The 21,352-nt window shown below is 66.9% G+C and carries 17 protein-coding genes; 13 read left to right on the top strand and 4 right to left on the bottom strand.

Going from position 1 to position 21,352, the window contains the following annotated elements:
* Positions 1-9: 9 nt before the first annotated feature.
* Genes gspG through L5876_RS06920 form a run of 8 tightly spaced genes read left to right on the top strand, consistent with a single transcriptional unit; the run spans position 10 to position 4,860 of the window.
* Positions 10-444, top strand: coding sequence for a type II secretion system major pseudopilin GspG (gspG, locus tag L5876_RS06955; protein ID WP_236955433.1), 435 nt, complete (start codon positions 10-12; stop codon positions 442-444).
* Positions 416-892: a GspH/FimT family pseudopilin gene (locus L5876_RS06950; protein WP_236955432.1), complete on the top strand. Its 477-nt coding sequence runs from the start codon at positions 416-418 to the stop codon at positions 890-892. The genes gspG and L5876_RS06950 overlap by 29 nt, the downstream gene beginning before the upstream one ends.
* Positions 885-1,238: a prepilin-type N-terminal cleavage/methylation domain-containing protein gene (locus tag L5876_RS06945; RefSeq protein ID WP_236955431.1), complete on the top strand. Its 354-nt coding sequence runs from the start codon at positions 885-887 to the stop codon at positions 1,236-1,238. The genes L5876_RS06950 and L5876_RS06945 overlap by 8 nt, the downstream gene beginning before the upstream one ends.
* Positions 1,235-1,975: a prepilin-type N-terminal cleavage/methylation domain-containing protein gene (locus L5876_RS06940; RefSeq protein WP_236955430.1), complete on the top strand. Its 741-nt coding sequence runs from the start codon at positions 1,235-1,237 to the stop codon at positions 1,973-1,975. The genes L5876_RS06945 and L5876_RS06940 overlap by 4 nt, the downstream gene beginning before the upstream one ends.
* Positions 1,972-2,856 carry a general secretion pathway protein GspK gene (locus tag L5876_RS06935; protein ID WP_236955429.1) on the top strand — a complete coding sequence of 295 codons (885 nt, stop codon included), beginning with the start codon at positions 1,972-1,974 and terminating at the stop codon, positions 2,854-2,856. Before L5876_RS06940 ends, L5876_RS06935 begins: the two co-directional genes overlap by 4 nt.
* Positions 2,853-3,875, top strand: a complete 1,023-nt coding sequence (locus L5876_RS06930; protein ID WP_236955428.1) for a PilN domain-containing protein — start codon at positions 2,853-2,855, stop codon at positions 3,873-3,875. The genes L5876_RS06935 and L5876_RS06930 overlap by 4 nt, the downstream gene beginning before the upstream one ends.
* Entirely contained in the window at positions 3,872-4,357 is a 486-nt protein-coding gene (locus L5876_RS06925) for a GspMb/PilO family protein (RefSeq protein WP_236955427.1), read from the top strand. Before L5876_RS06930 ends, L5876_RS06925 begins: the two co-directional genes overlap by 4 nt.
* Positions 4,354-4,860 carry a hypothetical protein gene (locus L5876_RS06920; protein ID WP_236955426.1) on the top strand — a complete coding sequence of 169 codons (507 nt, stop codon included), beginning with the start codon at positions 4,354-4,356 and terminating at the stop codon, positions 4,858-4,860. Before L5876_RS06925 ends, L5876_RS06920 begins: the two co-directional genes overlap by 4 nt.
* Before the next feature lie 8 nt (positions 4,861-4,868).
* Here L5876_RS06920 and L5876_RS06915 read toward each other — a convergent pair whose 3' ends face one another.
* A complete protein-coding gene (locus tag L5876_RS06915) occupies positions 4,869-8,216 on the bottom strand; it encodes a S8 family serine peptidase (protein ID WP_236955425.1) in 3,348 nt (1,115 codons plus the stop codon).
* 181 nt (positions 8,217-8,397) lie between these two features.
* Between L5876_RS06915 and L5876_RS06910 the strand changes: the two genes are divergently transcribed.
* From L5876_RS06910 to L5876_RS06890, 5 genes are all read left to right on the top strand, one after another.
* A complete protein-coding gene (locus L5876_RS06910; protein ID WP_236955424.1) occupies positions 8,398-10,500 on the top strand; it encodes a reprolysin-like metallopeptidase in 2,103 nt (700 codons plus the stop codon).
* A gap of 64 nt (positions 10,501-10,564) precedes the next feature.
* Positions 10,565-12,709, top strand: coding sequence for a reprolysin-like metallopeptidase (locus tag L5876_RS06905; protein ID WP_236955423.1), 2,145 nt, complete (start codon positions 10,565-10,567; stop codon positions 12,707-12,709).
* Between the two features lie 148 nt (positions 12,710-12,857).
* Entirely contained in the window at positions 12,858-14,948 is a 2,091-nt protein-coding gene (locus L5876_RS06900; RefSeq protein WP_236955422.1) for a reprolysin-like metallopeptidase, read from the top strand.
* 120 nt (positions 14,949-15,068) lie between these two features.
* Positions 15,069-17,222: a reprolysin-like metallopeptidase gene (locus L5876_RS06895; RefSeq protein ID WP_236955420.1), complete on the top strand. Its 2,154-nt coding sequence runs from the start codon at positions 15,069-15,071 to the stop codon at positions 17,220-17,222.
* 18 nt (positions 17,223-17,240) lie between these two features.
* Complete coding sequence (locus tag L5876_RS06890) at positions 17,241-17,921, top strand: hypothetical protein (RefSeq protein WP_236955419.1); 681 nt, start codon at positions 17,241-17,243, stop codon at positions 17,919-17,921.
* A 73-nt stretch (positions 17,922-17,994) separates the two neighbouring features.
* Here L5876_RS06890 and argC read toward each other — a convergent pair whose 3' ends face one another.
* The 3 genes from argC to L5876_RS06875 are packed head-to-tail and all read right to left on the bottom strand — an operon-like array spanning position 17,995 to position 21,262.
* Positions 17,995-18,939, bottom strand: a complete 945-nt coding sequence (gene argC, locus L5876_RS06885; protein WP_236955418.1) for an N-acetyl-gamma-glutamyl-phosphate reductase — start codon at positions 18,937-18,939, stop codon at positions 17,995-17,997.
* Positions 18,936-20,255 (bottom strand): acetylglutamate kinase, encoded by a 1,320-nt coding sequence (locus L5876_RS06880; RefSeq protein ID WP_236955417.1) that lies wholly within the window; start codon positions 20,253-20,255, stop codon positions 18,936-18,938. The genes argC and L5876_RS06880 overlap by 4 nt, the downstream gene beginning before the upstream one ends.
* Positions 20,255-21,262, bottom strand: a complete 1,008-nt coding sequence (locus L5876_RS06875; protein ID WP_236955416.1) for an N-acetylornithine carbamoyltransferase — start codon at positions 21,260-21,262, stop codon at positions 20,255-20,257. Before L5876_RS06875 ends, L5876_RS06880 begins: the two co-directional genes overlap by 1 nt.
* Positions 21,263-21,352 lie beyond the last annotated feature (90 nt).

Below are 21,352 nucleotides of genomic sequence, written 5' to 3'. Positions count from 1 at the left end.
GAGTTGGAGATGGATCAGGATCGTTCGAACCACCGCAAGGCCGGTTACACGCTGGCCGAATTGCTGGTCGTCATGGTCATTCTCGGCCTGCTCGCCGCGATCGCGACTCCCATCGTGCTCAATCAGCTCGGGGGGGCGCGGCATCAGACGGCGCAGACCCAGGTCGAGAATTTCGCAACCGCCCTGTCCTATTACCGCTTGAATGTCGGCCAGTTCCCCGACGCCTCGCAGGGCCTGTCGGCACTGGTCTCGCAACCCTCCGGCGCGACCGGCTGGAACGGTCCCTATCTCGACGCGCAAAATGGCGTGCCGACCGACCCCTGGGGCGAGCCCTTCATCTATGAAGTGGTCGGCCCCGGCCAGGTCGTGGTCCGCTCGCTCGGGCGCGACAAGCAGGAAGGCGGGGAAGGCCAGGATGCCGACATCGTCCGCACGGTCCAGTAGGCGCGCCGGCTATACGCTCGCCGAACTTCTCGTCGTACTCGTCATCATCGGCCTGACGCTGGCGCTGGTCGCGCCACGCCTCTTCTTCACCTCCGACGCGGCCAGGCTCGATCGCGCCGTGCGCAGTTTCGACACCGCCGCGCGCAATGCCCGGTCGAGCGCCCGGCTGACGGGCCGCGATGTGCTGCTGACCGTTCATCTGGACGACGGCGTCCTGCGCATCGAGCCGGACGGGCCGGACTACGAATTGCCCGGCGACCCGGTCCTGCGCGCCACGGTAGCCGAGGCCGAACTCGACCCGCCGCTCGCCGGTATACGCTTCTTCCCGGATGGCTCTTCGACCGGCGGGGACATCGCCATCGTCTATGGCGAACGCGAACGCATCGCGAGCGTGGAATGGATCACCGGACGGGTCACCGCCCGCGCACCGGAGACCGGCGATGAATAGACCGGACCGGAAAGCGGGCTTCACCCTGATCGAATCCATCGTCGCGCTGGCGATCGCGGCGGCGGGGTTTGCGAGCCTCTACCAGCTCTACGCCACCACGGCGAACGCAGAGCGCGCGGCCACGGAGACGGTCTATGCCACGCGTCTGGCCGAGAGCCTGCTTGCCGATGCGGATCCCGACGCCGAGGGTGAAGTCCGCGGCTATGCCTGGGTGATCGCCGCAGCGCCCTCACCGGGCGGCACAACGCTGGAGACCCTGACACTGACGATCACCGCGCCCTCGGGGCGGGAAATCCGCGTCGTCACCGAACGCGCCAGCGCGCGGCGCGAGACGGCCAGCCGATGAACCGCGCCGGTTACACCCTCGCCGAGCTTCTGATCGCGCTGGTGCTCGCCGCGCTGGCCATCGGCATCGTCACGACGGGCGTGCAGCAATCCCTTGCCTTCGAACGGCGGATCGAGGCGGCCCGCATGGAACGGGATGATGTTTCGGCGGCGCTCGCTGCGCTTCGTTCGCGTCTGGAAACTGTGGTGCCGGCCACCGCACCCGGCGATGCACAAGAGGATCCCTCCAACCGCCGTACACCGCGGGGGCAGGCGCAACCGGTGGACAATGCAGCGATCGACTCCGAACGTCCCGCCGCGCCGCAATCGGACGAAGCCGGCCCGGTGCTCTACGCTGGCAATGCATCCAGCCTCGTCTTCCTCGCCGCCGACCCGGGCTATCCGGCGAGGCCCGGCCTTTATGAATACCGGCTTTCGGTCGAACCGGCGGGTGACGAAACCGAACCCGCCTTTGCCCTCGTCCTGTCGCGCCGCGCTCTGCCGGACCTCTCCGCCTTCGGCAATGGCGGTGAGGCGCAAAGCTGGACGCTGATGACGCTGCCTGAGCCGGTCCGCCTCTCCTATGCCAGCGAGCCGGGAAACTGGCGGCCGGAGTGGCGCGACCAGCAGGACCTTCCCGCTCAGGTGCGCCTCGCATTCGGCGAGGAGTCCGGCCAACCGCCCTTTATCGTCTCACTTCCTGCCCTGCCCGAAGAGGACGAAAGGGCCGAGGAAGACGGCGCAGAGATCACGCAATGAACCGGCGCGGCATTGCCTTGCTGATCGTGGTCGCCTTCCTTGGCGCGCTGTCCGTGACGGCGGGCATGTCGGCCCTGTCCGCGCGCGTCTCGACGGCAGGGGCACGGGCCGAACTCGATCAGCTGCGCCTGTCCGCCGCCGTCGACGCCGCCGTCAATCGCGCCGCCGCCGGTCTGTCATCCGCGGACGAGGACACGCGCTGGGTTGCCGATGGCCGCGACTTCAGCTTCGAGATCGACGGGATCGAGGTCACGCTCTGGCCGGTTTCGGAAAAGGGCCGGTTCGACATCAACCGCGGCAGCGCGGAGACGCTCGTCGGCCTCTTGCAGGAACTCGGCGTCTCCCGCCGCGACGCCGAGGCGATCGCCGGAGCCATGGTCGACTGGCGCGACGCGGACAATGACCGCAGCCAGCCCGGCGCCGAAGCCCTCGACTACCGCCGCGACGGCCTGCCCCCGCCCGGCAATCGCGACTTTCTCGCCCGCGAGGAATTCCGCTCGGTTCTGGGCGTGACTGCGGAAATCTATGACGCAGTCGCGCCCTACCTGACCGTCCACGGCGCCGAGGCGGTCGCGCCGGTCTTCGCCCCGCCCGCCCTTCTGGGTGCGCTCGACGTGTCGGCCAGCGACCGCGGCCGCATTCTGCGCGAACGCCGCGCCCGCACCGGTCCGGCCCGGCTGGCGGAGGGCACGGAGTTTGACCGCGATCCGGGCGCACGATATGCGATTTTCGTGGAGGCGCGGACACCGGGAGGCGCCGAAATGCGCCGCGAGGTCGTAATTGCCGCGCCGGCCGAGGGGGCACCCTTCTTGCTTCTTCGACGGTCGCCCCTTGATGCGGATACACTCGAAGCGGTGACGGGAGAGCGTGAGAACGGATGAGCGGTTTCGCGGAACAGGCGCGCCTCGCCTTGCGCCAGTGGACCGCCGACGTCGATGACGCGGCCTCACGCCTGCCGGTCGCCGGCGGGGTTTTCGCGCGCCGCTGGCGCGTCCTGCTCGTCGAACCCGGCCAGATGCGCTACCGCGACGGACGCGGCGGCGAGACCGTTATCCCGTCCGGCATGACGCCTACCGAGGCCGGAGTCGAGATCGCATCGCTGAACCGCTCCGGCCCGCTCGTCGTGCGTTTCGCGTCCTCGCTCGGCCTCCGCCGCAATGCGCGTTTCCCATCGGCCGCCCGGGCCCATCTCGACGAAGCCGCCCGCCTCGCCCTGCCACGCCTGTCGCCGCTCGGCGCTGCGGAAACCGCCCATGCCCTCGAGCGCGACACGCTGCGCGAAGCCGATGGCTGGGTCGATGTCTCGCTCGCCATGGTCCGGCGCACCGATCTTGAAAACGCGCTGGCCCGCGCCGAAGCGCTCGGGCTCAAGGCCTCCGCCTCCGACCTCGCCCGGGCCGACATCGACGCCGCACCGGTCTGCGATCTGCGCGAAGGCCGGCGCGCCCCTTCGGCCGGCCATTCCGCCTTCCGCTGGATCACCGCCGTGTCGGCCGTTCTGGTCCTCGTCTCGGCGGGCCTCCTGCTCGATACCCAATTCCGCCTCGGTCCGCGCCTCGCGGAAGTCGAAACCCCGGCGGACATCGAGGCCTCGCTGCAGGCTGCGATCCGCCAGGCGCGGGCGAAACTGGCGGCCGACCCGCTCACTGTCGCGCTCAACGATTTGTCGCGCCGTCTTCCCGACGGCGCCTATGTGACCGATATCAGCTTCGATCGCGGCGTGTTGCGCGTCTCCGGCCTCGCCTGGGATGCCGCCGCCACGATCAGCGCGCTCGACAGCGCGCCGGAGTTTTCCAACATCACCTTCCCCAGCGCGACGGTGCGCGACGAAGCCACCGGCCGCGAGCGTTTCGACCTGTCGATGCGTCATAGCCCGGTCCAGCCGGAGGCAGGCGAATGACCGAAGACAATCGCCGCGCCCTCTCCCTGGTCGCACTCCTGGTTCTGGTGGCCGGCGTGATCGCGCTGACCGCCTGGTCGGTCACCCAATGGGTCGCCACCGGGAACCGGATCACAATCGCCGAACGCGACGCCGAACTGCCCCCCGCCGCCGATCCGGCGCGTTACCTGCTCACTGCCGCCAGCCGCGCCCAGGCGCGGGCCGATCTCCAGACCCGTCTCAACGAGATGGCGCGTGTGAACGGGGTCACGCTCAGCCGCTTCGACACTGAACCGGCTTTGGACACTGACGCGCTGCTCATGACGTCCGAAGTCGAGGTCAGCGGCGGGATCGGCGAGATCGCCGCTTTCTTGCACGCGATTGAATCGACCGTTCCGGCGCTGATCGTCACCGAGGCCTCGCTGCGTCCGGCCCGGACCGAGGGCGAACTGCGCCTGACCGCCAGCATCGAGGCGCGCCTGTCGCCGGGAGCGGCGCAATGAACCGGCGCCTGGTCATTCTCCTCGGCGTCGCGGTCGTCCTCGGCGGCATCTATGCGGCGACCCAGCTTGGCGGGTCGGGTGACACCGTGCGCGCCATCGCGCCCGGCGGTGCCGCCGCCCCCTCCGGCCCGGTGCGCACCCCGGCCATCGCACAGGAGGAAGGCCCCTTCCTGCCGCCGATGTCGTCCTTCCAGGCGATCGAGAGCCGGCCGCTGTTTCGGGCCGACCGCCGCCGGCCTGCTGTCGTGGTGGAACAACCGGTTCAGACCCCGGTGCAGACGCCTGTCACGAATGACGGTCCGCCCGACCTGATCGTGGTCAGCGTCGTCACCGGTCCCAACGGTCGCAGCGCAGCGACCATCAGGCAGGGGGACGAGACCCGCCGCGTCTATGCCGGTGACACGGTCGACGGCTGGCGGATCGATGCGATCCACCCCGATGGCGTGGAGATTTCGCGCAACCGGGAACGCTGGGCGCTCCCGGTCGGCGAACCCGAGGAATAATCCCCGTATTACTGCGTCCGCGCCGCGACGCTGGTCGCCCCGACCGTCGCCGGGGTCGCATTGGTGAAGGTCACGAACACCCGGTTGGTTGAGGGGGTGAAGGCGACCGCACCGGTCGACCGCACGAAGATGGTGAAGGTGCGGGATTCGTTGGCCGCGAAATTGACCGCCACCGTCGGTGTCCGGCCCGTCAGGCAGACCCCGGTCGCGGGATTGGTCTCGCACATGTCGATGGTCAGGGGCAGCGTTACCCCGCCCGTACCCGGCGTGATCGTGACGGTTTGCGCCGCCCCGATATTCACCGCCGCGACGGAGAAGGCCCGGGCACCGTTGAGCGGAATGTCCAGTATGCCGTTCGCCGTCGGCGTGGCGGCAATCGAGACGATATCCGCCGTCTGCGCCGTCGAGGCGGACAGCGTGACCGTGGTCACACCCGGGATCGGGTCGGTTGCACGAACATCATCGCACAGGAAGACCGGCGCCAGCACGGCCCCGTTCATCGGCGCGCCGGGCGTCATCGACATCACATAGGTCTGGCTCGCACCAGCCGCGAGACTGACAGTGTCCCCATTACTTCCGATCGGAGCATTCGTGCCCGAATCGGTCCGCCGGAAGGTAAAATTGCCATTGAAATTGGCCGGCGGCTCGATGCGGCAGTTCGTACCCCCGGCACCGAAGCTTCCAGGATTGATGACGGTCGCGAAGGCCGTCGCGGTATTGCCCACCGTCACGGATCGCGCATTCGGCAGGACGGCGGCCCGCAGGCGGTGGGCCGGATTGGGCCCCTGGGCCCAGGTCAGGCTGAACAGGCCCTGCGCCCCGCCCGTACCGTCGAGGGCGATATAGTAGGTCGAGCCTGACGCGGCCGTGAAGTCGATCGAACCGGAGGCAGACTGCGCGATCGCAGCGCCGCCGTGGGTATTCGCGCCATAGGCCGCCAGAAGTGCGGCGGAACCGCCGGTCGCGGTGAAGGAAACGGGGCCGCTGGCCGGCGCCTGCCAGGCAAACCAGACCGAGGCGCCGCCTGCCGCACCGCCATGTTGCGACTCCCCGGTTTCGCGCGTCGCGTTGACGTTCGACGCCGAGACCGAGCCGTTCGCCCCGGAGAGCGTCTGCGCGCTTGCCAGATTGTCGTTGGCCGGCGCGGCCAGCATGCTCACCGAGAGGTTGGCGCTGCCGGACGCTCCGTTATAGCCATCGACCGCGATCCGGTAGGTCGTGCCTGCGGTGGCAGTAAAGTCGACGCGGCTCTGCGTGTTCGACGGATAGGCAATGTCGTCATTCTGTCCGACGACGCTCAGCGCATTCACCGCCGTTCCGGTATAGACGCCCATCATCGTGTCGAAGCCGGCGCTCTGGGTTTCGGCGCGCACCTGGCCCGAGACCGGAGCGGTCCAGCTCCACCAGAGCGAGGCCCCGCCGCCGCTGGTGTGGTTGGGTTCGCCGGCTTGCTTCGTCGCCCCGGTGCTGTTGAACGCAACGACCTGGCTGGGTTGGGTCAGAACCAGCGCATTCGCGAAATTGTCGTTCACCGGTGCGGTCGCGCCGACCGCAAGCGACGCAGCCACCTGCAGACCGGGCGTGGCACCATTGGCGGTAAAGGTGATCGTGCCGAGATAATTCCCGCCCGACAGACCTGCCGGATTGACGCTGGCGCGGACGACCACGCTGGCCCCGGCCGCGAGCGACCCGGACTCCGTGTCGGACGCAGCGCCGTCAGGCGTGTCGGCGCCCCCGCCGACCGTTGTCAGCACCAGCCAGTCGGCACTGCCGACCGCCTGCCAGGTAATCGTCGATCCGCTGGTATTCGTCAGCGTGTAGTCGCGGCTGCCATAGTTTGATCCGTCGCTGCCGCCGCCCGACGCATTGAACGCAATGAGCGGGCTGACTGTCATCACACCGGCCACCGTGCCGCCGCTATTCGCGGCGAGCTGCGCGTCGGCAAGGTCGACGCGAATGCGCGGCGACGTGACATTGTTATTGCCATTGGTCACCGGGATTCCGGTGGCTTCGAGTGCATTCTCGATCGCATCGATGCTGGCCGTCGGACGGCTGGCGCGAAGGAGCGCGATCGCACCGGCCACGTGCGGCGCCGCCATCGAGGTGCCGTTGAAGGTCGCGGCGCGGCCCGCACCTGCATCATTGATCGTCGGATAGGCCGAGCGGATCGAAGAACCGGGTGCGACCACATCGACCAGCGGGCTGGAGTTGGAGAAGCCGGAGAGCGCATCGGCCTTGGTGGTGGATCCGACCGTGATGGCATCCGGCACGCAGCCCGGCGACGACACACCGTCGGTGAAGCCTTCATTGCCCGACGCGATGACGGTCGCGACACCCGCGGTGCGCAACTGGCCGATGACGGGGGCAAGCGAATTCGACGTGCATCCCGTGGTCGCCTTGCCGCCGCCGAGGCTCATATTGATCGAGGCCAGCGAGAGCGTCGTCCGGTTGGTATAGAGCCATTCGAGCGCGGCAAGCTGGTCGCTGGAATAGCTGAGCACGCACGGCGTGGAAGACCCGCAATCGCTCGTGCTCGTGAAGCGCGAGAACACCTGCACGGCCACGATATTCGCCCCGGGCGCGACCCCGCGCAGCGTGCGCGACGCGTCGCCCTGATCGGTGAACGAACCGCCCGCGGCGATGCCGGCCACGTGCGTGCCGTGCGAACAGCCTTCGGCACCAATCGTGTTGTTGTCGGTATACTCCTCGCAATTGTCACCAGCCCCAGCAGTCGTCGTGTCGGATCCTGCCCCGGCCGGACAGAGGCTCGTCGAGCCGCTCGACGTCGTCGAGAAGCAGGCCGAACCCGTGATCCGTCCCGCGAACATCGGGTGTTCGTGATCGACGCCGGTATCGAGGATCGCGACAGCCACGCCGGCCCCGGTATTGCCGCCATTGTGCAGCGCCGTGGCGCCGATCAGCGGCACGCTCTGGTCGAGGATCGGGCGGGACAATTCGTCGGCTTCGATCCGGCGAACGCCGGCGTCCTGCGACAGGCGCGCGATCTCGTCGCGGCTCAGCTCCATCGCCAGAACGGGCGTGTAGCGGAATTCGCGGGCGATGCGCGGCTCGTCCGCCCCCGGAGCCGCCGCGGCCAGGCGCGCCGCCGGTACGCCGAACACCCGCATCATCACGTCATTGCTGACCTCGCCAATCGTCGCCGACGCCGCATCCGATTCGATGCCCGCCTCCGCGGCCTCGGCGGCGCTCGGCGCGGCCAACCAGACCATGACTCGCGCGCGTTCGCCGGCTTCGAGACGCGCCTGCGCGCGGCCATCGAGCGTCACGGGCGCAGCGAGCGCCGCGGATGCGAAGGTGAAAAACGCGGCAAGCGCGGTGAACAGGAAACGGAACATGGGACCCCCGGAATGGCCGATTGACGGACCGCAACCACTGGGCGGCCCTGGCCCATGTTACGCAAACCGGCTTGTCGGTCCAGCAAATGCGGCGCGTCACGTGTCCGTGAAAAGCGCGGCGGCATGAGACAGTGGCGGCGGTGAGGGTTAGCGTACCGAAATGCTCTGAAGGGGATGCCCGATGCTGCTCTTTCTGACTGCCCTCCTGACAACCGGGCCGGACCCGATTGCCGCCCGCGGTCTGCCGGAAGGCAGTCTGCAGATGACCCAGGGGGCCACAACGGAGTTCGCCGCCCCGGACGGCCGGAACTGGCCGCTGACCGTGATGCGCAGCGAGCTTCAGGCGTCCGGAACCGGGGTCTGGGTCGCGCGGGTCGGCGAGGAGGAATCCCTCCACCGCGCCATTTTCACCTCCGGGCATGGGGTTGTGTTCGGCTGGATATCGACACCCGAGGGCGACTGGCAGATCGCCCCGGTGGAGGCCGGCGGCCCCTCGATCACACAGCGCCCCGTACTCTCCGATGACGAGCCGGCGAATGACGTGCTGCGCGGATTTCCGCTGGCGCGGCGTGCCGCACAAGCAGAAGACCCGGTCGAAGGGCCAGCCGTGCCCGCCGGTTCGAACGGCACGGTCGACATCGCCGTCGTCTACACCGAAGGCATGGAAAGCTTTTACGGCCTCGGCGTCGTGACCCGTGCCCAGCACCTGATCAATGTTCTCGACCAGGCACTGATCGACAGCGACACCGGATTGCGCGTCCGCATGGTCCACGCCCAGCCGCTCGGCGTTCCCTGGGTGGAACAGACCTCGACGCTGGAAACCATCGACGATCTTGTCGCCGGAGCCAGCTTCGGCCACCCGGGAACGTCTGCCGACGCGTTCGGAAGCTGCGAGTCCGCAAGCGGACTTCAGTGCAACAATGACGGCGACCTCTCGCACCTCTTCGCGATGCGCAATGGCAAGGCTGCCGACATCGTGATCATGCTCCGCCGCTACTGGCGCCAGCAGCAGACTTATTGCGGCGTCGCCTACCTGCCCGGCGCCGGTGCGGTCGGTTCGATCGACCCTGCGACCGACGACGTGCTCGGCGTGGCCGTGACGGGCGACGGGCCGGACGCGAACGGGAGCGGCGCGAGTTGCGGCGATCTGACCTTCGCGCACGAGATCGGGCACAATCTCGGCTCGCACCACAATGTCGAGAATGCGGGCGGAAATTTCGGCCTTTTCACCTATTCCTACGGCCACCGGGTCGACTGCAATTTTCGCACGATCATGGCCTATCACTCGTCGCGTTCAGGCGTCAGCTGCCCCAATGGCGGCCTTTACGAGACCTGGATCCCCGCCTTTTCCAATCCGGCACGTGTGGCATGCAACGGACAGGTGTGCGGCGTCGCCGACGGACCGGGGACGGCGCATGCGGACGACAACACGACCCCGGCCGACAATGCCCGCTCGATCCGCACCGAAGGCTGGCGCGTGCGCGAATACCGCGACCCGCCCGCCCCGGCGGTCGTGACGGCGGTCCTGCCCGCCAGCCGCGCGGTCGGGACCGGTGCCGCGGCCACCGCTTTCGTCACCATCGCCAACCCGGCCTCGACGGGCAGCACGGCAACGGCCTGTGGACTGCGTGTCCATGGCGGCAATACCGGGGGCAGCTTCAGCTACCAGACCACGGATCCGGCGACCAATGCCGTGACCGGCGCGCCGAACGCGCCTGTCGACATCCCCGCCGGCGGCAGTCAGAGCTACGTCATCGCGATATCCCGCACCTCGCTGACCAACCAGGCCGATATCCGGATCGACGCCCAGTGCGCCAATCGGATCACGCAGACCGTCATTCCGGGCCTGAACACGCTTCTGTTCACCGCATTGCCGTCGGTTGGGCCCGACATCATCTCCGTGGCCGCCACCAGCGGCTCCCCCGGCCGGCTGACCATCCCGGCGCCGGGAGGAACAGGCGCATTCGCCGTCGCGGTCACCAATGCCGGCGCGCCGGGCGACATCCTGTTCAGTGCCGAGGCAACAACCGGCACTCAGGGGGTCGGACAGATCCAGATCTGCCGCACGGACCCGAACACCGCGCAATGCCTCACACCGCGCCTGTCGGAAGTGCCGCTGACGCTCGCAAACAATGAAACGGCGAGCTTCTCCGTCTTCGTCACGGCAGAAGGAACGATCGCGAACCATCCGGCCGGAAACCGTATCCTGTTCCGGGCCGCGGGGGCCTCGACCGGCCGCATCGTGGGGGCGACCAGCGTCGCGGTCCGGACCGCGCAGAATTAGATTCTTCTATTCAAGTCACCGGATTCAGAATAATTTCTCCCCTTCAAGGGGGAGTCCAATAACCATGAAATCTCTAGTTGCCGCGCTCTGTGCGGGTGTTTCGTTCGCCGGCATGGCGCATGCCGACGACATGTTTTCAGGCCTTGTCGCCGCAGCGTCCGATGACGGTGCCACGACGTTCGAATTCGCGCGCCTCGATCCCAGCGTCATGCTGATGCAGCCGGGCGAGACCGTCACGATGAATTTCGGGGCCGGCTACGAAGCCGAGCTCGACCGGATCGACACCCAGGCGCTCGGCGCGCGAAGCTGGGTCGGCCGCCTCGAGGGCGAAGGCCTGCTCGGCCGCATCATCATCACCGAGACGAACGGAACGGTATTCGGCCGGATCTCGACTCCGGAAGGCCTGTGGTACGTCATTCCTGAAGGCAATGGTCACCGCATCATGCAGCTGCCGGAAGGTCTGGAGCGGCGCTACCGGGTCGATGACACGATCCGGATCACACCGGAAGCCATCGCCGCGGCCATGGCCGAATCCGGCGAGGAACCCCCGGTCGGCGAGGCCGTCCCGGTGGGCTCGAACGGCATCCTCGATCTCGCCGTTTTCTATTCGCAGAGCTTCTCCACGCAATGGGGCATGACGTCCGGCGCACGCGTCCAGCACCTCGTTGCCGTGCTTGATACCGCGCTCGTGGACAGCGACACCGGCATGCGGGCGCGCCTCGTCTATACCGGACCGGTCACGCTGACCGACGACAATGCGGACCAGGCCCAGACACTGACAAACCTGTCGGGGCTGACCAGCGGCGAAGCTCCGAACGTGACGCAGGATCTCAGCGCCCTGCGCGCCTACCGTACCTCGCACGGTGCCGACCTGATCGGCATCATCCAGCTGACCCAGGGCGGTCATGGCGGTTGCGGCATCGCCAATATTCTCGGCGCGCCCGCCTCCAATGGCGACATCAATGCCAGCTGGGCGGCGCAGGGCTATTCGGTCACCGGCGACTGGTATAACGGCGGCAGCTTCTGCTCCGACATCACCTACGCCCACGAAATCGGCCACAATCTCGGCATGGCGCACAATGTGGAAGACGCCGGCGGCGTCGGCACCGGCGTGCGCACCTTCGCCCACGGCCACCGTCAGGACTGCGACTTCATCACCATCATGGCCTATCCGACCGGGCAAGGCGCGACCTGTCCCGGCGGCGCGCCGCGAACGGCGGCCAACGAGATGGAGGCCACATGGTTCTCCAACCCCTCGCTCACTCTCTGCCCGAATGGCCAGTCCTGCGGCATCGCGGCGGCAGGCGAAGTCAGCGGCATCCTGACCAACGACCCGGCCGACAATGCCCGCGCCGCCCGCGAGGAAAGCAAGGACGTCGTCCTGTTCTCCGCCGAAGCGCCGCGTGTGGTGTCGTCCGTCTTGCCGATCACCCGTTCGGTCCAGAACGGGGTCACGGCCACCGCCTTCGCGACCATCATCAACCCGGCTGCTTCGGGTTCGACTGCAACCGGCTGCGGCCTTCGTCTCGGCGGGGCGACCCCGGCGCAATTCTCCTACCAGACCACCAATCCGGCCACGAATGCGGTGACCGGAACGGCCAACACGCCGGTCGACCTGACTGCCGGCGGATCCCAGACCTTCGTTTTCTCCGTCACCAGCGCGGGGACCTTCGACGACAACACCGGGCTGACCAACCCCTCGGCGAACGATGAGCGAAATCTCTATATCGAGGCCTTCTGCACCAATCGGCGCTCTGCGGAGTACACGCTCGGCCTCAACACGCTGACCTTCTCGTCCAGCGTCGCGGCACCGGCTGACGTGATCGCCCTGGCGGCGACGGTCGGCAATACCGGCCGGGTCGACGTGCCCACGACCGGCAACCAGGTCGGTGTCTTCTCGGTGGCGGTCTCGAATATCGGAACCGGCGCCTCGATCACCGCCACGCCGGATCTCGGTGGCCGGACGATTGCGGGCGTGAATGCGCTCGAAATCTGTGTCACCGATCCGGGCACCGGGGCTTGCACAACGGCCCGCGCGGCGTCGCAAACACTGACGATCAACAACAATGCGACAGCAACCTTCGGCGTTTTCGTCCGCGGGAATGGTACGGCCATTTCGAATGATCCCGCACAGAACCGGGTCTTCGTGCGCTTCAATGAAGGCGCAACCGCCCGCGGGGCGACCAGCGTCGCGGTCCGCACGCAGTAACAGAATGACGGAGCCGGCCGGTTCGCCCGCCGGCTCCGTCATCTTTCCCATCTACCAAAAATTGATTGCGGTCAGTCCGATTTCACTCGCCGGGTGAGACCGCATCCCCTATGCTGTCGTGACGGGACATCCAGGGGAGGAAAATCCGATGATGCGTTTTGTAACGGGCACAGCCATTGCGCTGGCCCTGTCCGCCGGTGCCTTGGCCGACGACATGTTCGTCGGAGCGCGCACTGCCGCATCCGATGACGGCTTCGATGTGATCGAATTCGACGCTCTCGCACCCGGCGTGATGCGGATGCAGCCGGGCGAGACGATCGATCTCAATTTCGGCAGCGGCTACGAGGCGGTCCTGAATCGCATCGACACGCAGGAACTCGGCGGTCAGGTCTGGGTCGGCGAACTTCTTTCCGAGGGTGACAACCGCCGCGTCCTGCTGACGGAATTCAACGGTGCCATCTTCGGCCGCGTGAACACGCCTGACGGCGAGTGGTACATTCTGTCTGACGCGGTCGGCCGCCACCAGATCATGCGCATGCCGGACAACGCCTTCCGCATCTACAACGAACACGACGCCATCGTGCCGAACTCGGCCGAAGTCATGCGGGCGCTCGCCGAACGGGAAGCCGCTGAAGGCCCGCAAACCGCTGAAGCGGTCGCGGTCGGTTCGAACGGCACGATCGACATCGCGCTCTTCTACTCGAACAGCTTTGCCGCCCAGTGGGGCATCTCGTCCGGCGGACGGGTGCAATACCTGTTCTCCATCCTGGATCAGGCCCTGATCGATTCCGATACGGGCTTGCGCGCGCGGCTCGTCCAGCTGCAGCCGGTGGCGCTGACCACCGACAATGCCAGCCAGGGAACCACGCTGAACAATCTGTCGAATCTTGATCCGGGGACCGTGACGCAGGACCTGTCGTCCCTGCGCAATACCGGCGCGACCTATGGCGCCGACCTCGTCGGCATCCTGCAGCGCTGCCAGGGCAGCCTCGGCTCGGCTGGCCTCGCCTATCTTCTGGGCGGCAACAGCGACGTGATCAATGCCGGCTCCGCGGTCGCGGCCTATTCGGTGTCCGCCGACTGGATCGACGGTGAAGATGCCAACCTCAATGACGGTTTCGGCGTTTGCGGTGACGTGACCTTCGCACATGAGATCGGTCACAACATGGGCTTTGCCCACGACCGCAACAACTCCACGGCCGGGTCGGCCGTACGTGACTTCGCGCACGGCTTCATCGTCGCGGGCAATTACCGCACCATCATGTCCTATCCGAGCGGTCAGGCCGGCGAACAGCAGATGACCGTGTTTTCCAACCCGGAGATCATGACCTGCCGCAACAATTCGACCTGCGGTTCGGCCACCGAGAATGCGGCGCGCGCAGCCCGCGAGGAATCGCTGAACATCGTCAACTTCCGCGCGGAAATCCCGCGGGTCGTTTCCGCGGTTCTGCCGGTCACGCGCTCCGTTGTGAACGGCGCTCCGGCCACCGCGTTCGCGACGATCATCAACCCCGCCTCGTCCGGCTCGACGGCGACCGGTTGCGGTCTGCGCCTGCCCGGTTCGACAGGGGCTCAGTTCTCCTATCAGACGACCACGCCGGCCAACGCCCTCACCGGCACGGCCAATACGCCGGTCGACATCCCCGCTGGCGGCTCGCAGAACTTCCTGTTCTCGGTCACCAGTGCCTCCACCTTCGCTGACAATACGCCGGCGATCCCGGGCTACCCGTCTGCGAACAACGACACCCAGCTCTTCATCGAGGCCTTCTGCGGCAATCGCCGCTCGGGGGAATACACGCTCGGCCTCAATTCGCTGACCTTCTCTTCGTCCGCGGCGGCAACCGCTGACGTCATCGCGCTCGCGGCGACGATCGGCAACACGGGCCGCGTCGACGTTCCGACCACGGGCAACCAGGTCGGCGTCTTCTCGGTTGCGGTCAGCAATGTCGGCACCGGCGCGTCGATCACGGCGACACCGGATCTCGGCGGCCGCACGATCGCCGGCGTCAATGCGCTGGAAATCTGCGTGACCGACCCGGGCACCGGGGCGTGCACCTCGGCCCGTGCTGCTTCGCAGACGGTGACGATCAACAACAACGCCACTGCCACTTTCGGCGTCTTCGTCCGGGGCAATGGCACGGCGATCAGCAACGATCCGGCGCGCAATCGCGTCTTCGTCCGCTTCACCGAAGGCGGCACGGAGCGCGGTGCAACCAGCGTCGCGGTTCGCACGCAGTAACCGCTTCATCTCAAGCACAAGAAGGCGGGCGGGCATCTATGCCCGCCCGCTTTCGCTTGTTATGGTACCCTCGGTGCACGCGCATACGCGTTCGGGCGTTTTCAATCGGGGAGTATCTTGATGTTCAGAACCACCATCATGGCGGCGGTGTCCGCTCTGGCCCTTTCGGCCGGTGCCCATGCCGACGACATGTTCCGCAGCGTACAACCGGTTGCAGCCGCCGATGACGGCCTGCCCGGCTCGATTGAATTCGGCCAGTTGAATTCCGCTGTCATGGACATGCATGCCGGCGAACGCATCGATCTGAATTTCGGCGCCGGCTACGAAGCCGAGCTTGACCGCGTGACGGTCGGCGATCTCGGTGCCCGGACCTGGGTCGGCCGCATTGCGGGCGAGGACATCCGCAACCGTGTCATCATCACCGAGACGAACGGCTTCGTCTTCGGTCAGATCAATACGCCGGACGGCACCTGGCACATCGTGCCGAACCGCACCGGCGGCCATCGGATTTTCCAGCACCATCCCGATGCCACGGTTCCGGAATGGGGCGATGACGGCATCCCGACCGGCTATATTCCCGAAGACGTGATCGAGGACTCCCCCTTTGTCGCCGAAGATCCGGCGACGGGAGAAGCGGTCGCTGTGGGCTCCAACGGGACGGTCGACATTGCCGTCTACTACACGCAGTCCATGGTTGATCTCTGGGGTCTCGCCGTCGGCGCGCGCGTCCAGTTCCTCGTCGCCCTGCTCGACCAAGCCCATATCGACTCCGACACGGGCATGCGGGCGCGCCTTGTGGACCTCGCGCCGACCCCCGTGGTCGTCAGTGAGACGCTGCGAAACAGCAACTGCACCACGAATTGCGGCACGGCAGGCCCGGGCGATGGCATTCTGGACGATCTGCAGGACGGCGCAGGCGATGGCGTCGCGGGCAATAACGTCGATCTTTCCAGCCTTCTTGCCATTCGCGACGCCAAGGGCGCCGACCTTGTCTCGATCCTTCGCCACTACGACGCGGCCCGTCACGGCAGCTGCGGCGTCGCCTATGTGCTCGGCGGAAGCACCGACAGCATCTCGACAGGCGACGCCCCGTTTGGAGTTAGCATCAACAGCGACTGGATTGACCGCAACTGGTCCGGGACCGGCGGCTACTCCTTCTGCACCGACCAGACCTTCGCGCACGAAGTCGGTCACAATACTGGCTTCGCTCACAACATCCCCGACTCGAGCGCCGGTTCCGGTGTGCGCCCATATGCGCATGGGCACCGCGTGAGTTCGGGGGAAATGTTCCGCACGATCATGTCATACGCAACTGGCGGAGGCATTAGCGAGCCTCGCGTGAACTTCTTCTCGAACCCTGACATCAATCTCTGCCCGTCGGGCGCTGCATGCGGCGTCGCTAACGCGTCTGACAACGCCCGCGCCGCACGCGAGGAAGGCCGTGACATCACCGAATTCCGGGAAATCGCGCCGCGTGTGGTCTCGGCGGTTCTGCCGGTGACCCGTTCGGTTGTGAACGGCACCGCCGCGACGGCATTCGCAACGGTCATCAATCCGGCGGCGAATGCCTCGACGGCGACCGGTTGCGGTCTGCGTCTGGCCGGCGCCTCGGCCTCGCAGTTCAGCTACCAGACGACGACGTCGGCCAATGCCCTGACCGGCACGGCCAACACGCCGGTCGACATTCCGTCGGGTGGGTCGCAGAACTTCGTCTTCTCGGTCACCAGTGCTGCCACCTGGGCCGACAATGGCCGCTCTCCGCGCGCCAGCGATTTCGATGAAACCGACCTCTTCATCGAAGCCTTCTGCGCCAACCGCCGCTCGGCGGAATATACGCTCGGTCTCAATTCGCTGACCTTCTCGTCCTCGGCCACCGCGCCGGCGGACGTGATCGCGCTGGCCGCGACAGCGGGCAATACCGGCCGCGTCGAAGTGCCGACGACCGGGAACCAGGTCGGCGTCTTTTCGGTAGCCGTGACCAATGTCGGCGAAGCCGCGGTGATCAACGTTTCGGCTGACACGGGCGGGCGGGCGCTGAACATCCAGAATATCGAGGTGTGTCAGACCAACCCGACGACCGGTGCCTGCACCACGACACGGGCGCCGACGACCTCGCTGACGATCAACAACAATGCGACCGCCACTTTCGGCATTTTCGTCCGGGGCAATGGCAGCGCGATCGACAACGACCCGGCCCGCAACCGCGTCTTCGTCCGTTTCACCGATGTGGGCGGCGAGCGCGGGGCAACCAGCGTCGCGGTCCGCACGCAATAAGGAGGGTAGATATACCCGATGACCTTGCGCCTCACCCTCGCGTCACTTCTGGCTTCGGCGGCGCTCATTGCGCCCGCCGCCGCAGATGTGAGCGCTGAACGCAATGGCGACACCTGGCAGGTCAGCGCGTCGGGCGAAAGCCTGAGCGAAGTCCTCTCGGCGATCCGCGACGAGGCCGGTTTCCGCCTCGTCGGGCTCGACCGGCTCGAGGAAGACCCGGCAATCGACGCCGATCTCGAAGGCACGCTGGCCGACGTCATATCCCGCCTGCTCCAAGGCTATGACTACGCCGTCGTCTATGGCGAAACGCCGGAAACCGAAGGCGAAATCCAGCGCATCGTCCTGCTTTCAGGCCGCGCCGGAACCGCGCCGGACGATTCCCAGCGGATCGCCCCGCGCCGCCTCGATCCGGAAACGAGCGAGGAGGACGGTGAACGCGTCAGCGCCATGCTGGCCCGTCAGGTCCAGCCGCTCGTTGACGCCGACAACGGCGTCGAAACCACGACCGTGGCGTCGAACACTGTTGCCGCCTCCGGCAATGGTTCGGATGCGCCCTCGGGCGATGGCGGCAATGGCGATGGCGGCGATGAGCTCGATCCCGAGACCCAGGCCCAGCTGGCCGAGGCAACCCGCCGGGCTCAGGCCGATCTCGAAGCGCTGGTGAATTCGCTGCGCGCGCACGAGCAGGGCAACGACTAGCCTGCCGCGCAACCCGAGACATGCGTCAACGCCCCGCCCTCGCCGGCGGGGCGTTTTCGTTTCAGGCGCGAATTCAGATGAGGCCGTCGAATTCCGGCAGACCGGTCGCGATGGCGAGGTTCTGCACTGCCTGCACCGCGGCGCCCTTCAGAAGATTGTCGAGCGCACAGACCGTCACGCCGCGCATCCCGTCCTTCGACACGGCGAAGCCGCCGAGCACGGCACCGTTGAAATGCGCCCCGTCACGGATCTCCGGTATCGCGTCGATCAGCCGGATCAGCGGCTCGCCGCCAAAGGCCGTCTCGTAACGCACCCGGATGTCCTCCACCAATAGCGGGGCGGCAAATTCGAACTGGACGGTCGCCGTCAGCCCCTGAAAGAATTCCGCGACATGCGGGGTAAAGGCCACCGGCACGCCGGTATGCCGCGCCATCTCGCCCTCATGCAGATGCCCGGTCAGGGCATAGGGCATGAGATTGTCCTGCAGCGCCTCGGTGTCGTTCTTCCGCGACGGCGTGGTGCCCGCCCCGGAATAGCCCGAAACACCGAACACGTGCGCCGTCCCGGCCATCACGTCGCGTAGAGGTGCAATGGCAAGCTGCCCCGCCGTCGCATAGCAGCCCGGATTGGCGATCCGCGTTGCGCCCCTGATCCGGTCGCGTCCATAGATTTCCGGCAGGCCGTAAACCCAGTTCTCGTCGAACCGGTAGTCCGCCGAGAGGTCGACGATGACGGTGCCGGGCGACGCCGCATCGATCGCCGCCACATAGGGTGCCGCCGCACCATTCGGCAGGGCGAGGATCACCGCGTCGAGCCCGCGCCCGGCGACATCTTCCGGGGTCAGCGCCTCGAAAATCAGATCGGGATCGGCTTCCGGGGCGAGCGTTGTGACCGCCTGACCGGCAAACTCGCGGGACCCGGCGCAGACCACCCGCATGTCATTGCGGCCGGCCAGAAGCCGGAGCAGGTGACGCCCGGTATGCCCGCGCGCGCCGACAAGCCCGATCGTCACGCTCATGGCGCGACCAGGGTCGGCGGCAGCTTGCCGATCAGCTCCGCGAAATGCGGCACGCGGGAGAGGTCTTCCTCGCCGCGCCAGAACACCACCCATTCACCCTGGCGCACCGCGCCATGACATTCGGAGAAGTAGAAGCTGTTGATCGGGTTCGCCGCCCGCGACCGCCAGTAGAAATAGGGCACCGCCTCGACCAGCTTCGACCACACCGTCTTCGACAGGCCTTCGCCGCGCGCCTCTTCCAGCACCGCAAACTTGTCGAGATAGGCCACACCGCCGACCTCGGTGACCAGCGCCCCGGCGCGGTAATTCTCGGTCACGAATCCGCGTTTCAGGTCGAGCTGGTCCCAATAGCCGGGCACGGTCGCGCGCCCGAAGGATTTCTCGACCAGCGCCACCGTCCGCTCCGCGTCCAGTTCGCGCTTGTCGGTAACCGGGATCACCTGCTCGCCCTTGCGCACCAGCGTGCCGGCACCGGCATGGGTGAACAGCTCCTTGGCCAGTTCTTCCGGGCGGGTGATCGACACAGAAGAGGTCAGCGGCAGATCGTCGAGCAGGCGCTTGATCTCCTCGATCTTCACCCGCATCCCGCCGGACACCCAGTCCGACGCCATCAGCCTGTCGAACTCGGTCGCGAGATTGACCGACGAGATCAGCTGACCCGTCTGGTCGAGCAGCCCGCCCGTCTCGGTCAGGAAGATGATCTTGTAGGGCTGCAGCTTGTGAACCAGCGCCCGCACCGCGAAATCGGCATTGATGTTGACGAGATGCCCGTCCGCCGTGTCGCCGAGACAGGCGAGGATCGGCGCCTCGCCGCCCTTGAGCGCGCTGTCGACGAGGTCGAGGCGGACATTGGTCGGTTCGCCCACCCGGCCATAGGTCTTTTCGTCCAGCATTTCCGCTTCGAACACGCCTTGCGGAATCGCCGCGGCCTGGCCCCCGGCGCGGCGGATCGCCTCGACCAGCGACAGATTGATCCGGGTCAGATTTTCCCGGATCACCGGAATGGCGGCATCCGGTGTGACGCGCAGGCCGTTGATCTTTTCCGAAACGATCCCGGCCTCGCTCAGCGCCGCATCGAGCTGCGGTCCCCCACCATGCACCACGATCGGCAGAAGGCCGACCGACTGGAGGAAGGCGAGCGCCGCGGCGAGCCCCTCAAGGTCGTCGCGGATCACCGCCCCGCCGACCTTCACCACGGCGAAGCGCGACTGGTCGACCTTCGAGAAGCGGTTCAGGTATTCGCGGATCTCCTTGCCGTCGCGCATGTGCGACAGCAGCTGGACGATCGTCTGACGGACGGCGGGGGTCTCCGCCATCAGCGCTCCCCCTGAAGCGCGAGCGCTTCCATCATCGCCTTCTGCACGTGCAGCCGGTTCTCTGCTTCCTCGATACCGAGGAAGGCCGGGCTGTCGACGACCGCGTCGGCGATTTTCACATTCCGGCGCATCGGCAGGCAGTGGCTGACGACGCCGTTATTGGTCATCGCCATCTTGTCCGGCGTGATCATGAAATCCTTGCCCTTGGCGCGATAGGGGGCCTCGCCCTCCCACTTTCCGTAGAAGGGCAGCGCCCCCCAACTCTTCGCGTAGACCGCATCGGCCCCGGAATAGGCGGCCTCGACATCGGTCGTGACGGTGAAGCTGGAACCGGCTTCCGCGCAATAGCGCTCCGCCGCGCCCATATAACGGTCGTCGAGACGATAGACCTCGTCCGGGATCAGCATGCGGACATTCATGCCGAATTTCGACGCGATCAGGATCGCGGAATTCGCTACCGCCGTGTTCAGCGGACGCGGGTGCGGCACCCAGGTCAGCAGGAATTCCTTGCCCTGGACCCCGCCCATTCTCTCCTGCAGCGCCAGCATCAGTGCCAGTTCCTGACAGGGGTGGACGATGGTTTCCATATTGATCACCGGCACGGTGGCGTGCTCCGCAAAGGCCGAAATCAGCGGATCCTTCTTTTCTTCCGCCCAGTTCTGGAATTTCGGGAAGCAGCGGATCGCGATGAGGTCGACATAGCGCGACAGGACGCGCGCGGCCTCGCGCACATGCTCTTCCTCGTCGCCGTCCATCACCGCACCGTCGGCAAATTCCATCGGCCAGGTCGCGCCCTTGGCGTCGAGCACGATGGCGTGACCGCCCAGCTGCGTCGCGCCGATATCAAACGAGGTCCGCGTACGCAGCGACGGGTTGAAGAAGACGAGCGCGATCGACTTGCCGGCCAGCGCATTGGACGAGGCCCCGGCCTTCAGCGCGCGGGCGCGGTCCAGCAGCGCCTGCAGCTCGCCGCGGCTCCAGTCCTCGGTGGTCAGAAAATGGCGCATCGCCCGCAACCCTTCCTTCAAAAACGGCGCGGCCCGGCCATGGCCGGGCACGTGACCCGTCTATAATGCATGATCGCGCGGGTTTGAATG

The organism is Hyphobacterium sp. SN044, assembly GCF_021864465.1.
Lineage (GTDB): Bacteria > Pseudomonadota > Alphaproteobacteria > Caulobacterales > Maricaulaceae > Hyphobacterium.
This window is presented reverse-complemented; position numbering and strand designations above follow the sequence as displayed.